This window comes from Neorhizobium sp. 2083 (genome assembly GCF_031455615.1).
Lineage (GTDB): Bacteria > Pseudomonadota > Alphaproteobacteria > Rhizobiales > Rhizobiaceae > Neorhizobium.
Genome location: NZ_JAVDTC010000006.1, coordinates 198,313 through 211,901, shown reverse-complemented (window position 1 = coordinate 211,901; position 13,589 = coordinate 198,313). Strand labels below are relative to the sequence as shown.

Here is a 13,589-nt window from a genome sequence, read left to right as displayed (position 1 = left end):
TCATGTTTTTGTGCAAAATCAGCGCCTTGAATAACCGCGCACCTGCCCACGGCCGAGACTGAAATTTTCGCTGATCGGGGCAGATTTGTCGCGTTTCCGCAACAGTCCCGGCATGCTCAGACGGAAATCGCCGGCACTTCGAAGACTTCGCCCGGCCGCATCGGCCGGAAACGGTCGCGGGAAATGCGGCGTGCGTCGAGAGCGGCATGAAGTGCTTGCAACGGCTGCTCGATCCCTTCGTCGGTGAGATTGAACGTGCCCCAATGATGACCGGCGACGAAAGCCGCGTCGCAGAGAAGCATGCCCTCTACCGCCTCGTCCGGGTTCTGGTGCTGCGCCTGCATGAACCAGCGCGGTTCGTAGGCGCCGAACGGCAGGTTGGCGAGCCGGAAGGCCCCGTGTTTTTCGCGGGCAGCGCGATAATTGATGCCCTGGTGGAAGCCGGTATCGCCGATATGGTAGATCTTGCCGGCCGGGGTTTCGAAGACGAAGGCGGCCCATAGCGCCATGCGCCGGTCGCCGACGCCACGCGCCGACCAGTGATGGCAGGGTTCGCAATGGAGGACGATGCCGGGGGCGATCTCCCCGCGGCCGCCCCAATCCATCACCGTGATCTTCGCATCCTCGATACGCGACCGGATCAGCGAGTCGTTGCCGAGCGGCGTGATGAAATGCGGCTTGTCGCGGCCCTGCAGAACCCAGAGGGTTTCGAGGTCCATGTGATCATAGTGATTGTGAGTGACGAGCACGACATCGATCGGCGGCAGATCGCCGACGCGGATGCCAGGCGGATTGACCCGTTTCGGACCGGCGAAACGCACCGGGCTGGCGCGATCGTCCCAGACCGGGTCGGTCAGGATGTTGAGGCCGGCGACCTGGATCAGCATCGCGGCGTGGCCGACCATGGTGACGGTCAGCCGATCGCCCGAGACGCGGCTTTCCGGCACCGCCTGCGGAAACGGGCTCGGAAAACTCGCCGGCCAGGCGATATTGTTGCCGCCGAGCTTCCAGCGCAGCAGATCAAGACCGCCGCGCGGGTCTTCGCCGCCCGGATTGAAGAAATACGTCCCGTCGAAATGATCGGAAACGGGACCGGAGTAATATTTGTTGGCAGCCATGGCTCCCCTTGCCGCGAACCCGCCCACGAGGGCGGCGATCGCACCGATGCCGGACCATTTCAGAAATTTTCGTCGGTTCATGGGCATTATCTAGCAGCGCCCTCTCGCGCGTGGGAAGAGACGTTGCGGAGGGAGCGGACACATTTATGCGATCTCTATGTCCGTCCTGGAAAAATCGTTGCCCACGAACAAGAGCGGCAATTTCAGCACTCGTGCGGCGGCATAGGAAAAGCAGTCACCAAAATTGAGCTTGGCTGGATGGCCGACGAACCGGCCATAAGTTCGCGCCACTTCGAGGGCTGCGACATGCAGCCCCTGCGGAAAGACGACTTCGATGGCACCGATGCTCCGCATGAACTCGTCCACGTCCTGCTGCGCTTGCGCGATCAACTCAGGTGGAGTGGGACGCTGGTCTCCGTAAAGGCTGATTGCGGTTTTTCGGGAAATTGCGATCACGGCCTCGCACATCGTTACCGATGAATAGTGGACGAGCGTCTTGGAGCCGGCAATCTTGGCAAGCAAGGTCCCGGCTTCTTCTTCGCGGGTCAAAATGGCAACCACGGCCGATGCGTCGAGAAACATCAGCTTTCCCACATCTCGTCCATGTAGGCCTTTTCATCAAAATTGGCAGCGTGCGGCCCCATGCGAGCGGCAACGCGGTCCTGCAGCCGTTTTACGCGCTCCTCCAGCGACAGTTCCTCGCCGACCCGCTTCAGCTCGTTCTCCAGCGCCACGCGCACCGCTTCCGTCTTGGTCTTGGTGCCAAGCCGGCGCATCACCTCGTTTGCCAGCTCGTCCACCTTGTCGTCGCGGATATAAAGGGACATGCCGATCCTCTCCGATGGAGAATTCCAGGAATATTCATTATAGAGAAAATGAATATCCCTGCAAGCGACGGACGCGATCGAGGTGCCAGCCTTGACTTTGCCGCCCATTTCCTGTTTAAGCCCGCCAATCTGCTGACAAGTTGCGACTTGGAGCCGCCGACCGGGGCCGACAAACTGAGCCCGGAGGTCAACACCCGACAGCGCGTTGCGCCCTCGGGTGCTTTTTGGCTTTGCGCCTTGTTTTTGGCGGATAGGAACCCGACGTTTCGGTGGTCCCGAAACGCGAGAAGGAAGAAACGATGTTCGAAAGCCTCCAGGACCGTCTTGGCTCCATCTTGAGTGGACTAACCGGCCGTGGCGCATTGAGCGAGGCGGATGTCTCCGCCGCTCTGCGCGAGGTTCGCCGTGCGCTGCTCGAAGCGGACGTGGCGCTGGAAGTCGTGCGCTCCTTTACCGACAAGGTGCGCGAAAAGGCCATCGGCGCCGAAGTCCTGAAGTCGATCAAGCCCGGCCAGATGGTCGTCAAGATCGTCCATGACGAGCTGATCGAGATGCTCGGCTCGGAAGGCGTCGGCATCGATCTGCATGCGGTCGCTCCGGTCGTGATCATGATGGTCGGCCTCCAGGGCTCCGGCAAGACGACGACGACCGGCAAGATCGCCAAGCGGCTGACCGATCGCGAGCGCAAGAAGGTGCTGATGGCATCGCTCGACACGCGCCGCCCGGCAGCCCAGGAACAGCTCCGCCAGCTCGGCGTGCAGACCGGCGTCGACACGCTGCCGATCGTCGCCGGCCAGTCGCCGACCGAGATCGCCGCCCGCGCGGTGCAGGCCGCGAAGCTCGGCGGCCATGACGTCGTCATCCTCGACACCGCCGGCCGCACCCATATCGACGAGCCGCTGATGGCGGAAATGGCGGAGATCAAGCGCCGCTCGAACCCGCATGAAATCCTGCTGGTCGCGGACTCTCTCACCGGCCAGGACGCCGTCAACCTCGCCCGCAATTTCGACGAACGCGTCGGCATTACCGGCCTCGTTCTGACCCGCATGGACGGCGACGGCCGCGGTGGTGCCGCCCTTTCGATGCGCGCCGTCACCGGCAAGCCGATCAAGCTGATCGGTACCGGCGAAAAGATGACGGAGATGGACGAATTCCATCCCCGCCGCATTGCCGACCGCATTCTCGGCATGGGCGACATCGTTTCGCTGGTCGAGAAAGCCGCCGAGAATATCGACGCCGAGAAGGCGCGCGCCATGGCCGAGAAGATGGCCAAGGGCAAGTTCGACCTCAACGATCTGGCCGAACAGCTGAAGCAGATGCAGTCGCTCGGCGGCATGGGCGGCATCATGGGGCTGATGCCCGGCATGAGCGGCATGAAGGACAAGCTTTCGGCCGCCGGCATGAGCGACAAGACGTTTGCCCGCCATATCGCCATCATCCAGTCGATGACCAAGGCCGAGCGCGCCAACCCGGACATGCTGAAGCACAGCCGCAAGAAGCGCATCGCCGCCGGCTCCGGCACGGATGCGGCCGAAATCAACAAGCTGCTCAAGATGCACCGCCAGATGGCCGACATGATGAAAATGATGGGCGGCAAAGGCAAGGGCGGCATGATGAAGCAGATGATGGGCGGCCTTGCCTCGAAGATGGGGCTTGGCGGCATGGGCGGCGGAATGGGTGGAATGGGCGGAATGCCCGACCTTTCCAAGCTCGATCCGAAACAGCTCGAAGCGCTGCAGAAGCAGGCGGAGGCCGCGGGCTTCAAGCCGGGCTCGATGCCCGGTATTCCAGGGGGAGGCATGCCGGGTCTTGGGGGCGCCAAGCTGCCCGGCCTCGGTGGCGGTTTCCCGGGCCTTCCCGGCCTGCCAAAGAAGAAGTGAGGGAGGACGCACCCATGGTTGACGCCGAAGTGAAAGCCAAACTTGCGAGCTACCGCCAGTCGATCGACAACATCGACGCGGCGCTCGTGCACATGCTGGCGGAGCGTTTCCGCTGCACCAAGGAAGTGGGCGTCCTCAAAGCCCAGTACGATTTGCCGCCGGCCGACCCGGCGCGCGAAGAATTCCAGATCGAGCGTCTTCGCCGCCTGGCGAAGGAAGCGCATCTGGACCCGGATTTCGCCGAGAAGTTCCTGAACTTCGTCATCAAGGAAGTGATCCGGCATCATGAAGCCATCGCCGCCGAACATGTCGGCACGAAAATAGCCTGAACCAGCCCGCCTGATGGCGGCCTCAAGAAGAACCCCGGCCGGCCTGACGGCGGCCAGAAAAACCTAGGAGTAATTGAAATGGCCCTGAAAATTCGTCTCGCCCGCGGCGGCTCCAAGAAGCGTCCGTACTACACCGTCGTTGTTGCCGACGCCCGTTCGCCGCGCGACGGCCGCTTCCTCGAAAAGCTCGGTTCCTGGAACCCGATGCTCGCCAAGGACAATGAAAAGCGCGTCGAGCTGAACGCCGAGCGCATCAAGCACTGGCTCGACAACGGCGCCCAGCCGACCGACCGCGTTCTGCGCTTCCTCGCTGAAGCCGGCATCGCCCAGCGCGAAGCCAAGAACAACCCGGACAAGGGTCAGCCGGGCAAGAAGGCCCAGGAACGCGCCAAGGAACGCGCCCAGAAGGCCGAAGAAGCAGCAGCCGCTGCCGCCGAAGCATAAGCTTCGCAACCGGTCTTTCCCAAACGACGGGCGGCGCGGCAACGCGCTGCCCGTTTTGCTGTTTGCTTTTGGGCGCGCAAAGCTTAAATGAGCGCACGACAACCGAGATCACGACCCTCATGACCAAGCTCGAAAATCCCGTTCTGATGGCGACCATCGGCGCCGCCCAGGGTCTCCGGGGCGAGGTGCGGGTGCGCACGTACACGGCCGACGCGACCGCGCTCGGCGATTACGGCCACCTGCACAGCGAGGATGGAAGGGTTTTCGAGATCCTCGAAATCCGCGAGGCCAAGAACGTCGCGATCGTCCGCTTCAGGGGCATCAACGACCGCAATGCGGCTGAAGCACTGGCCGGCCTCGAACTGTTCATCGACCGCGACAACCTGCCCGACGACGAACTCGAGGAAGACGAATTCTATTACGCCGATCTCGAAGGCCTGGAAGCGGTCGACGAAGAGGGCAAGAGTTACGGCACGGTGAGCGCGGTCTACGATTTCGGCGCCGGCGACCTGCTGGAGTTGAAAGGCCCCGGCCGCCGTCCCGCCCTCATCCCCTTCTCCGAGGCCGCCGTGCTGGAGATCGACCTGGAAGGCGGCAAGATCCTCATCGATCCGCAGGCGGCCGGCCTGACCGAAAACCCGGAAGACGACGGTCCGGCACCGGGTTTCCCCAAAAAGGGCAAGTAGGCGCGATGACCTTCCGCGCCACCATCCTGACGCTCTACCCGGAAATGTTTCCGGGGCATCTGACCTTTTCGCTGGCCGGCAAGGCGCTGGAGCGCGGGCAATGGTCGCTCGAAACGGTGCAAATCCGCGATTTTGCCGAGGACCGGCATCGCACGGTGGACGACACGCCGGCCGGCGGCGGAGCCGGCATGGTGCTGAAGCCGGATATTCTGGCCAAGGCGATCGACAGCGTCTCCGAGAATGACAGCCGACCCCGCCTGCTGATGAGCCCGCGCGGAAAACCGCTGACCCAGGAAAGAGTGCGCGAGCTTGCCGGCGGCGACGGCGTTGTGATCGTCTGCGGCCGTTTCGAAGGCGTCGACCAGCGGGTGATCGATGCGCGCAATCTCGAAGAGGTGTCGATCGGCGACTATGTTCTGTCCGGCGGCGAGCCCGCGGCGCTGACGCTGCTCGACGCGGTCGTGCGCGTCCTGCCGGGCGTCATGGGCAATGCGCTGTCAGGCACCCATGAGAGTTTTGAAAACGGACTTCTCGAACATCCGCAATATACCAGGCCGCAGATGTTCGAAGGGCGGGAGATCCCGGCGGTGCTGACCTCGGGCAATCATGCTGCAATAGAGAAATGGCGGCTGGAGGAGAGCCGGCGGCTGACGCTGGAGCGCCGGCCGGACCTGATCCCGGGTCACCCCGTCACGAAATAATACACCGTCAGAGCCGCACCAACCGCGACCACGCACCAGCGCAGCACCGCCTGCGGCACCCGTCGCGCCATCCACACGCCCGCATAACCGCCGAGCGCGCCGGCCGGGATCATCACGAGCGCTTCCGGCCAGGCGATGACGCCGCCGCCGACGAAGACGATGATGGCGACCGCCGCGATCAGGATCGCCAGCATGTTCTTCAGCGCATTGAGATGGTGATAGCTGCCGCCGGTCGTCACCCCGAGGACGGCGAGCATCATGATGCCCATGCCGGCCCCGAAGAACCCGCCATAGATCGACGTCAGGAATTGCCCGATGACCGAACCGGGGGAGTTGGCGGAACGCTCCGCCGACGCCTTCGGTTTCAGCCACGGCCCCGCCGCAAATACGGCCGTTGCGGCCGCCAGAAGCCAGGGCACCAGCGCGCGAAAGGATGGATTGTCGAGCGACAGCAGCAGGAAGGCGCCGGCGAAAGCGCCGATCACCGAAACCAGCGCCAATACCAGCGCACTGCGCCAGCGGCTGGAAATCTCGTCCCAATAGGCGATCGTCGAGGTGACATAGCCCGGAAACTGCACGATCGAGGACGTGGCATTGGCCAAGATCGGCGGAACGCCGGCAAGCGTCATCGCCCCGAAGGTCAGAAAGGTCCCGCCGCCGGCGATCGCGTTGACCGCGCCGGACAGGAAGCCCGCTGCGGCGAGCAGGACTATCATTGTGATTGTCATTGAAGTTTCCTCATCCCTGGCCACCAGATAGCGGCTTGTGCGAACGGCAGCAATAGCGGGCTTTTTCGTCACAAAATCGCAATCAACGGGATGACAAACGGAAGTCTTTCGTGTATTGGCCCAGCCGGAAATGGGAAATATCCCGTCGACCAGCAACAAAGAATGGCGAATTCGCTCTGCCGGAAAGGCAAATCTCCGAGGCTTTGACCAAAGGGATGTAACCCGAGCGCTCTGGCTGTTTCAGAAGAACCAAAGGTTTGAGACGATGAACATCATCCAGGAACTGGAAGCCGAACAGGCCGCCAAGATCGCCGCCAAGCGCACCCTTCCGGAATTTTCCGCCGGCGACACGCTCCGCGTCAACGTGAAGGTCACCGAAGGCAACCGTACCCGCGTACAGGCCTATGAAGGCGTCTGCATCGCCCGTTCCGGCGGCGGCCTCAACGAAAGCTTCACTGTTCGCAAGATCTCCTACGGCGAAGGCGTCGAGCGCGTATTCCCGGTTTATTCGCCGATGGTCGAAAGCGTCGAAGTCGTTCGCCGCGGTAAGGTCCGTCGCGCCAAGCTCTATTACCTGCGCGATCGGCGCGGCAAGTCGGCTCGTATCGTTGAAGACACCGGCGTTCGCGCCCGCAAGCTGAACGACGCCGAGCGTCAGGCCGTTGCCGACGAAAAGGCACGCCTCGAAGCCGAGAAGGTTGCAGCAGCCCAGGCTCTCGCCGCCGAAAAGGCAGCAGCGGAAGCCGCTGAAGCAAAGGCCGCAGCCGAAGCTGCCGAAGCCGCCAAGGCTGCTGAAGCCTCTGCCGAATAAGCTTCGGAAATCGAATGTGAAAAAGGCGGTCCCTGGACCGCCTTTTTTATTGCGCGATGGGCGGGTTCAGTTCCTGACGGCCGAATCCCAGTGCTCGTCGGCCTTGCCGTTGACGATACGCCATGTGTCGTACCAGGTGGTGGTATAGCTCTTGGAGGGATCGCGAGGATCTTTCATTTCGCGCACCGTCCCCACGGTCACCAGATCGCCTTCCGCCGTGACGAAGACGACCGGGGTTTTTATCTTGGCCGGAACCGCGCTCGGCGACCGCTTGAGGATGTCGATGAAATAGCTCACCACTGCCTTGCGCCCTGACGCGGCGTTCGGGTTGTGCTGGATGTAACGTTCCGTGAGATACTGATCGGCCTTGTCCCACTGGTTGGCTTCCAGCAGGTCGCGAACGATGCCGTAGGCAACCTGCTTGTTTGCGTGCAGCTTGGGGTCCGTGCTGGTGAACAGCGCCTCCTTGTCCGCTGCGGCCGTCACGGCCTCCTGCGCCAGCGACGGCGCGGCAAGCGTGCCCATCGCGGCCCCGAACAGGACCAAACCCAAAGCGGCATGTTTCAAGGCTGGTATCATCGACTTCCTCCGAGTGTTTTGATCTGGCTTGCCAGAAGACATAGGAGAAACGCCGATGGGGCGGAAGGAGGCAGTTTTACCGCCCTTGGTTCCGTAAAGGGAACCAAGGGCGGCAATTGGTCAGTCAGAGGCAGCCTGTCTCGCCGCCATCATGCGGCCGACGATAATGACGAGGACGCCGGCAACGGCAAGGCAGACGGCCAGGAAGACCATCGGCAGGATAGTGCTTCCGGTCGAATCCCGGATCCAGGGGACGACGTTCTGTGCGATGAAGCCGCCGAGATTGCCGACCGAATTGATCGCCGCGATGCCGGCCGCCGCACCCGCGCCCCGCAGGAAGCGCGAGGGGAGGCTCCAGAAGACCGGCTGGCCGGCGAAGATGCCCGCAGCGGCAATGCAGAGGAAGCCGAACTGCAGGGTCGGATTGGTGAAGATCGCCGACAGGGCAAGGCTGGCAGCCCCGATAAACGCCGGAATGACGATATAGGGCGTTTTGCTTTCCGCCCGGTCGGCGGCAGCCGGCACCACCCAGAGCGCGAGCGCGACGATCACCCACGGAATGATGTTGATGAAGCCGTTCGTCGTGTTCGAGACGCCGAAACCCTTGACGATGGTCGGCAGCCAGTAGCTGAGGCCGTAGGCGGCGAGCGGAAAGCCGATATAGCAGAGCGCCATCAGAAGCACCCGCGGATTGACGAGCGCCTTGAACCCGTTGTCCGCATGTTCCTCCATTCCGGAATTCTCGCGCGCCAGCCGATCGTGCAGCCAGCGCTTTTCATCCTCCGTCAGGAATTTCGCCTTTTCCGGCGTATCGTCGAGATAAAAGAGCGTGACGATACCCGCGAGCACCGCCGGAACCCCGGTCGCAAGGAAGACCCATTCCCAGCCGGCAAGGCCAAGAAGCCCGTCGAGATCGAGCAGCATGCCGCCGACCGGCGCGCCAACGGCATTGGCGAGCGCGCTGAAGATCATGAACAGGCCGACCATGCGACCGCGATAATCCTTCGGGAACCAGAGGGTCAGCAGATAAAGGACGCCCGGAAAGAACCCGGCTTCGCAGACGCCGAGCAGGAAGCGCAGGATGTAGAACATGGTGGCGTTCTGCGTGTAGGCGAGCGCGATGGTGACGATGCCCCAGGAGATCATGATGCGCGCGAACCAGCGGCTGGCGCCGAAACGCGTAAGGAAGAGGTTGCTCGGCACTTCGAACAGGAAATAGCCGATGAAGAACAGCGACGCGCCGAGCCCGTAGGCATATTCGCTCATGCCGAGCGCGCCGACCATTTCCAGCTTGGCATAACTGACGTTCTGACGGTCGATATAGGCAATCAGATAAAGCACGCCGAGGAACGGCATGAGCCGCCACACGATCTTTGAAATTAGCTCTTTTTCCTGAACCAACTTATTTACTCCAATGCTTTTGCCGCGAAAGGCGCGGCGTATTCGGTGAGGGGGATGTAGAGGAGCCACCCACCCGCGGCAAGGAGAAGATGCCCGCCGCCAGCCGCTTGCGATCCGCCGGCTTTTCACGAGAGGGATTCGCACACCATTTGTCAGGAGTGCCAGAATGCTCGCCCTGAACAGGAAATGGTTCCTCGACGACAAGATGGGCGAATGGAGGCATGGCGCTCTTGCGCCGCAAGCCTTCCGCACCGCGGGGTTTCCCCTGGTGGCTGGTCGTCTTCGGGGTTCTTTGCCGACGCATCGCGGCGGTCATAGCGCTCAACGAGCTGGCAGCGCTTCCGGCTGATCGTCTTCCCCCAGGCGATGCGGGTGATCCTGCCGCCGCTTTCCAATGACTTCGTCTCGACTGGCGAAGGACTCGTCTCGATGCTCGGCCTCGCCGACATGACGCAGATGGCCAAGGTCTATGCCGCCGCTTCCTTCCCCTTCTTCGAAACCTATTCGATCGTCACCTACATCTATTTGCTGCTGACGATCGGCTTGTCGCGGCATCGAGAGCCGGTTGCGCGGACGGAGGGAACGTTAGCCCTCCGCCCGAGCGACGGTTGCGACATGAACGGAGGCGCGGACCCGCCATGTTTCCGCACCGCTTGGATGAGCAGCGGATGGCGGAGATCGACGGTGCCTCCGGCCGGACGCGCGGCCCTCTTCAGTAGACTTCCGGGACGTACATGTCCGCCGGCACGGGATGGCGGATGTAATCGTCGTGACGAACGCGGCCGGGCAGGTCGATCGCTTCCTTCGGCACGGTCTCGTAAGGCACCTGGGCAAGAAGATGGGCGATGCAGTTCAGCCGCGCCTTCTTCTTGTCGACGGCCTGCACCACCCACCACGGCGCTTCCGGGATGTGGGTCCGCTGGAGCATCTCTTCCTTGGCCTTGGTATATTCTTCCCAGTGGACGCGGCTTTCGAGGTCCATCGGCGACAGCTTCCACTGCTTCAGCGGATCGTGGATGCGCATCTTGAAGCGGAATTCCTGCTCCTCGTCGGTGATAGAGAACCAGTATTTGAGGAGGACGATGCCGGAGCGGACCAGCATGCGTTCGAATTCCGGCACCGAGCGGAAGAATTCCTCCAGCTCGTCCTTGGTGCAGAAGCCCATGACGCGCTCGACGCCGGCGCGGTTGTACCAGGAGCGGTCGAACAGCACCATTTCGCCGGCGGTCGGCAGATGCGGGACGTAGCGCTGGAAATACCACTGGTTCCGCTCGCGCTCCGTCGGCGCCGGCAGTGCGACGGTGCGGCAGACGCGCGGATTGAGGCGCTGGGTGACGCGCTTTATGGCGCCGCCCTTGCCGGCCGAGTCGCGGCCTTCGAACAACACGACCATCTTCAGCTTCTTGTACTGCACCCAGTCCTGCAGGCGGACGAGTTCATGCTGAAGGCGGAAGAGTTCGCGGAAATAGATCTTCCGGTCGATCGTCGGCTCTGCCGGCTCCGACATGCCCTCGGCGACCAGCTCGTCCAGCCGGTCCTCCTCCATCTGCATTTCCAGCTCTTCATCGAAGCTGTCGGCGATTTCGTCCTTGATGCGGCTGAGCTGGTCTTGGATGGGTTCGGACATAAGGCATTCCTCCGTTCTGGAAATTGAGATCAACCACGTTTCCGCGAAAGCTTTATGACAATCATGCGACAGGTTTCCGACGACGCAATTCGATTGCCGATTTCTGCAGAAACTGCTATTGCAGCCGCTATGGGATCGAAATTCGGATGCCTCGCGAACCATATCGTCGTGCTGCAGGACCACAAGCGTCTGCCGGCACGCTTTTTCGCGCGCGTATCCGGGGCGCTTTGCGACCGACTTAGCTGACCTTCCTCAGCTTGAGGCAGCCGCGTGCTGCCGGATACCCATTTCCTGTTTCAGTCAGCTTTACGGACAGCAGCCATGAGCGCACCCCGCACCCTTTACGACAAGATCTGGGACGACCACGTCGTTTCCGAGGATGAAAACCACACCTGTCTTCTCTACATCGACCGTCACCTCGTTCACGAGGTGACGTCGCCGCAGGCCTTCGAAGGCCTGCGCATGGCCGGCCGCAAGGTCCGCGCGCCGGAAAAGACGCTCGCCGTTGTCGACCACAACGTGCCGACGACCCTCGACCGCTACGAAGGCATCAAGAACGAGGAAAGCCGCATCCAGGTGGAGGCGCTTGCCCAGAACGCCCATGACTTCGGCGTCGAATATTACTCCGAAAAGGACGTCCGCCAGGGCATCGTCCACATCGTCGGTCCCGAACAGGGCTTCACCCTGCCGGGCATGACCATCGTCTGCGGTGACAGCCACACCTCGACCCACGGTGCCTTCGGCGCGCTGGCGCACGGCATCGGCACGTCCGAGGTCGAGCACGTGCTCGCCACCCAGACGCTGGTGCAGAAGAAGGCGAAGAACATGCTGGTGCGCGTCGACGGCCAGCTGCCGCCGGGCGTCACCGCCAAGGACATCATCCTTGCCATCATCGGCGAGATCGGCACCGCCGGCGGCACCGGCCACGTCATCGAATTCGCCGGCGAAGCGATCCGGTCGCTCTCGATGGAAGGCCGCATGACCGTCTGCAACATGACGATCGAAGGCGGCGCCCGCGCCGGCCTGATCGCGCCCGATGAAAAGACCTTCGAATATATCAAGGACAAGCCCCGCGCCCCGAAGGGCAAGGCCTGGGACATGGCGCTCGACTACTGGAAGACGCTGCAGACGGAAGAAGGCGCGCATTTCGACAAGGTCGTCGTGCTTGACGCTGCCAACCTGCCGCCGATCGTCTCCTGGGGCTCCTCGCCGGAGGACGTGATCTCGGTTCAGGGCACCGTTCCGAACCCGGATGACATCCAGGACGAGACCAAGCGCAGCTCCAAGTGGCGCGCGCTGGACTACATGGGCCTGAAGCCGGGCACCAAGATCACCGATATCGCGGTCGACCGCGTCTTCATCGGCTCCTGCACCAACGGCCGCATCGAAGACCTGCGCGCCGCCGCCAAGGTCGTCGAAGGCCGCAAGGTCGCCTCGACCGTCTCGGCCATGGTCGTTCCGGGCTCGGGCATCGTCAAGGAACAGGCGGAAGCCGAAGGCCTCGACAAGATCTTCAAGGATGCCGGTTTCGAATGGCGTGAGCCGGGCTGCTCGATGTGCCTCGCGATGAACGACGACCGCCTGAAGCCGGGCGAGCGCTGCGCATCCACCTCGAACCGCAATTTCGAAGGTCGCCAGGGCTACAAGGGCCGCACCCACCTCGTCTCGCCGGCCATGGCGGCGGCGGCGGCGGTCGCCGGCCACTTCGTCGATATCCGCGAGTGGAAGTAGGCAACTCACGGGATGTGAAGAAGCTTAGTCTCCGCCGTCATGCTCGGGCTTGTCCCGAGCATCTGCAACGATTGGATCGGTCGAGACGGTTTGGATCCTTCGGGCAAGCCCAAGGATGATGGAAACGAAAATGCCCGGCCCCAGCGCCGGGCATTTTCGTTTCCGGTGCTCTTACCCCAGCACCTGCACCACCGTCCCCTTGCGCATGAACCGGAGCAACCGCTTCATATCCTGTAAACTGACGGCGATGCAGCCGGCGGTCGGCTGGTATCCCGGCTTGATGAGGTGGAAAAAGATCGCCGAACCACGGTTGCGGGCACGCGAGGAAATGTTCCAGTCGAGGACAAGGCAGATGTCGTAGAGCCCGTCGGCCCGCATCATTTCCTCGTGGCTTGGCCTGAAAGGGGCTTTGACGGGACGGTTGTAGGAGGGGTGATCCGGCTGGTCGCACCACAACATGTCTTTTCCGATCCGTGTCATCGAAAGCGCGGTCTGCGGCAGCTGCACGTGATCCCCACGGACATAGCCCTTGAGCAGTCGCATTGCCGCGATCGGCGTTCCGCCGTCGCCTTCCCGCTTGAAGGGCGTGGTGCCCGACCGCCCCAGCGCCGCCGGCACGGTAATGCCCCCGAAGGAGACGATCGCCCGGCGCCGGTCGCGCGGCGCGGTCCGGACGGTAACCACAGCTCTCTTTTTGTGATTTCCCTCGCGAAAACGCTGCATTTCT

General features: G+C 62.6%; 16 protein-coding genes and 1 pseudogene. 9 read left to right on the top strand and 8 right to left on the bottom strand.

Annotated elements, in window-relative coordinates; translation table 11 throughout:
* Window positions 1-116 precede the first annotated feature (116 nt).
* From J2X76_RS22800 to J2X76_RS22790, 3 genes are all read right to left on the bottom strand, one after another.
* Window positions 117-1,199 (bottom strand): MBL fold metallo-hydrolase, encoded by a 1,083-nt coding sequence (locus J2X76_RS22800; RefSeq protein WP_113285176.1) that lies wholly within the window; start codon window positions 1,197-1,199, stop codon window positions 117-119.
* Window positions 1,200-1,262: 63 nt separating this feature from the next.
* Window positions 1,263-1,700, bottom strand: coding sequence for a type II toxin-antitoxin system VapC family toxin (locus J2X76_RS22795; RefSeq protein ID WP_310219595.1), 438 nt, complete (start codon window positions 1,698-1,700; stop codon window positions 1,263-1,265).
* Entirely contained in the window at window positions 1,700-1,945 is a 246-nt protein-coding gene (locus J2X76_RS22790) for a type II toxin-antitoxin system VapB family antitoxin (protein ID WP_113126861.1), read from the bottom strand. The genes J2X76_RS22795 and J2X76_RS22790 overlap by 1 nt, the downstream gene beginning before the upstream one ends.
* A 299-nt stretch (window positions 1,946-2,244) precedes the next feature.
* Here J2X76_RS22790 and ffh point away from each other — a divergent pair, with 299 nt between their 5' ends.
* The 5 genes from ffh to trmD all read left to right on the top strand — a co-directional run bounded on the left by ffh (window position 2,245) and on the right by trmD (window position 5,985).
* A complete protein-coding gene (gene ffh / locus J2X76_RS22785) occupies window positions 2,245-3,825 on the top strand; it encodes a signal recognition particle protein (protein ID WP_310219593.1) in 1,581 nt (526 codons plus the stop codon).
* A 14-nt stretch (window positions 3,826-3,839) separates the two neighbouring features.
* Complete coding sequence (locus J2X76_RS22780) at window positions 3,840-4,154, top strand: chorismate mutase (RefSeq protein WP_113126831.1); 315 nt, start codon at window positions 3,840-3,842, stop codon at window positions 4,152-4,154.
* A gap of 78 nt (window positions 4,155-4,232) precedes the next feature.
* Complete coding sequence (rpsP, locus tag J2X76_RS22775; protein ID WP_113126830.1) at window positions 4,233-4,598, top strand: 30S ribosomal protein S16; 366 nt, start codon at window positions 4,233-4,235, stop codon at window positions 4,596-4,598.
* 119 nt (window positions 4,599-4,717) lie between these two features.
* On the top strand, window positions 4,718-5,284 hold the full coding sequence (gene rimM / locus J2X76_RS22770) for a ribosome maturation factor RimM (protein WP_113126829.1): 567 nt from the start codon (window positions 4,718-4,720) through the stop codon (window positions 5,282-5,284).
* 5 nt (window positions 5,285-5,289) lie between these two features.
* Window positions 5,290-5,985, top strand: a complete 696-nt coding sequence (gene trmD / locus J2X76_RS22765) for a tRNA (guanosine(37)-N1)-methyltransferase TrmD (RefSeq protein ID WP_310219591.1) — start codon at window positions 5,290-5,292, stop codon at window positions 5,983-5,985.
* On the opposite strand, the gene J2X76_RS22760 is transcribed toward trmD, so the two are convergent.
* Complete coding sequence (locus J2X76_RS22760; protein WP_113126827.1) at window positions 5,967-6,713, bottom strand: sulfite exporter TauE/SafE family protein; 747 nt, start codon at window positions 6,711-6,713, stop codon at window positions 5,967-5,969. The genes trmD and J2X76_RS22760 overlap by 19 nt on opposite strands.
* A gap of 265 nt (window positions 6,714-6,978) precedes the next feature.
* Between J2X76_RS22760 and rplS the strand changes: the two genes are divergently transcribed.
* Window positions 6,979-7,524, top strand: coding sequence for a 50S ribosomal protein L19 (gene rplS, locus J2X76_RS22755; protein WP_113126826.1), 546 nt, complete (start codon window positions 6,979-6,981; stop codon window positions 7,522-7,524).
* Between the two features lie 66 nt (window positions 7,525-7,590).
* Here the strand turns inward: rplS and J2X76_RS22750 are convergent, their stop codons facing one another.
* On the bottom strand, window positions 7,591-8,103 hold the full coding sequence (locus J2X76_RS22750; protein ID WP_310219590.1) for a nuclear transport factor 2 family protein: 513 nt from the start codon (window positions 8,101-8,103) through the stop codon (window positions 7,591-7,593).
* 120 nt (window positions 8,104-8,223) lie between these two features.
* Window positions 8,224-9,504 (bottom strand): MFS transporter, encoded by a 1,281-nt coding sequence (locus J2X76_RS22745; RefSeq protein ID WP_310219588.1) that lies wholly within the window; start codon window positions 9,502-9,504, stop codon window positions 8,224-8,226.
* A gap of 166 nt (window positions 9,505-9,670) precedes the next feature.
* On the opposite strand from J2X76_RS22745, the gene J2X76_RS22740 reads away from it, so the two are divergent.
* Window positions 9,671-9,853 (top strand): hypothetical protein, encoded by a 183-nt coding sequence (locus J2X76_RS22740; RefSeq protein WP_310219586.1) that lies wholly within the window; start codon window positions 9,671-9,673, stop codon window positions 9,851-9,853.
* Window positions 9,835-10,093 (top strand): annotated as a pseudogene (locus J2X76_RS22735) (amino acid ABC transporter permease); the annotation flags it as partial. The gene J2X76_RS22740 and the pseudogene J2X76_RS22735, both read left to right, overlap by 19 nt.
* 123 nt (window positions 10,094-10,216) lie before the next feature.
* On the opposite strand, the gene ppk2 reads toward J2X76_RS22735, so the two are convergent.
* A complete protein-coding gene (ppk2, locus tag J2X76_RS22730) occupies window positions 10,217-11,131 on the bottom strand; it encodes a polyphosphate kinase 2 (protein ID WP_113126824.1) in 915 nt (304 codons plus the stop codon).
* 321 nt (window positions 11,132-11,452) lie between these two features.
* On the opposite strand from ppk2, the gene leuC reads away from it, so the two are divergent.
* Entirely contained in the window at window positions 11,453-12,862 is a 1,410-nt protein-coding gene (leuC, locus tag J2X76_RS22725) for a 3-isopropylmalate dehydratase large subunit (RefSeq protein ID WP_113126859.1), read from the top strand.
* 171 nt (window positions 12,863-13,033) lie between these two features.
* On the opposite strand, the gene J2X76_RS22720 is transcribed toward leuC, so the two are convergent.
* Entirely contained in the window at window positions 13,034-13,585 is a 552-nt protein-coding gene (locus J2X76_RS22720) for a L,D-transpeptidase (protein ID WP_310219584.1), read from the bottom strand.
* Window positions 13,586-13,589 lie beyond the last annotated feature (4 nt).

Bases quoted from the DNA above. Each gene is read 5' to 3' on its own strand.
- J2X76_RS22790 (WP_113126861.1), bottom strand. From the start codon at position 1,945: ATGTCCCTTTATATCCGCGACGACAAGGTGGACGAGCTGGCAAACGAG.
- rpsP (WP_113126830.1), top strand. From the start codon at position 4,233: ATGGCCCTGAAAATTCGTCTCGCCCGCGGCGGCTCCAAGAAGCGTCCG.
- J2X76_RS22720 (WP_310219584.1), bottom strand. From the start codon at position 13,585: ATGCAGCGTTTTCGCGAGGGAAATCACAAAAAGAGAGCTGTGGTTACC.
- leuC (WP_113126859.1), top strand. From the start codon at position 11,453: ATGAGCGCACCCCGCACCCTTTACGACAAGATCTGGGACGACCACGTC.
- J2X76_RS22800 (WP_113285176.1), bottom strand. From the start codon at position 1,199: ATGAACCGACGAAAATTTCTGAAATGGTCCGGCATCGGTGCGATCGCC.
- J2X76_RS22795 (WP_310219595.1), bottom strand. From the start codon at position 1,700: ATGTTTCTCGACGCATCGGCCGTGGTTGCCATTTTGACCCGCGAAGAA.
- J2X76_RS22750 (WP_310219590.1), bottom strand. From the start codon at position 8,103: ATGATACCAGCCTTGAAACATGCCGCTTTGGGTTTGGTCCTGTTCGGG.
- rplS (WP_113126826.1), top strand. From the start codon at position 6,979: ATGAACATCATCCAGGAACTGGAAGCCGAACAGGCCGCCAAGATCGCC.
- rimM (WP_113126829.1), top strand. From the start codon at position 4,718: ATGACCAAGCTCGAAAATCCCGTTCTGATGGCGACCATCGGCGCCGCC.
- J2X76_RS22740 (WP_310219586.1), top strand. From the start codon at position 9,671: ATGCTCGCCCTGAACAGGAAATGGTTCCTCGACGACAAGATGGGCGAA.
- J2X76_RS22780 (WP_113126831.1), top strand. From the start codon at position 3,840: ATGGTTGACGCCGAAGTGAAAGCCAAACTTGCGAGCTACCGCCAGTCG.
- ffh (WP_310219593.1), top strand. From the start codon at position 2,245: ATGTTCGAAAGCCTCCAGGACCGTCTTGGCTCCATCTTGAGTGGACTA.
- trmD (WP_310219591.1), top strand. From the start codon at position 5,290: ATGACCTTCCGCGCCACCATCCTGACGCTCTACCCGGAAATGTTTCCG.
- ppk2 (WP_113126824.1), bottom strand. From the start codon at position 11,131: ATGTCCGAACCCATCCAAGACCAGCTCAGCCGCATCAAGGACGAAATC.
- J2X76_RS22760 (WP_113126827.1), bottom strand. From the start codon at position 6,713: ATGACAATCACAATGATAGTCCTGCTCGCCGCAGCGGGCTTCCTGTCC.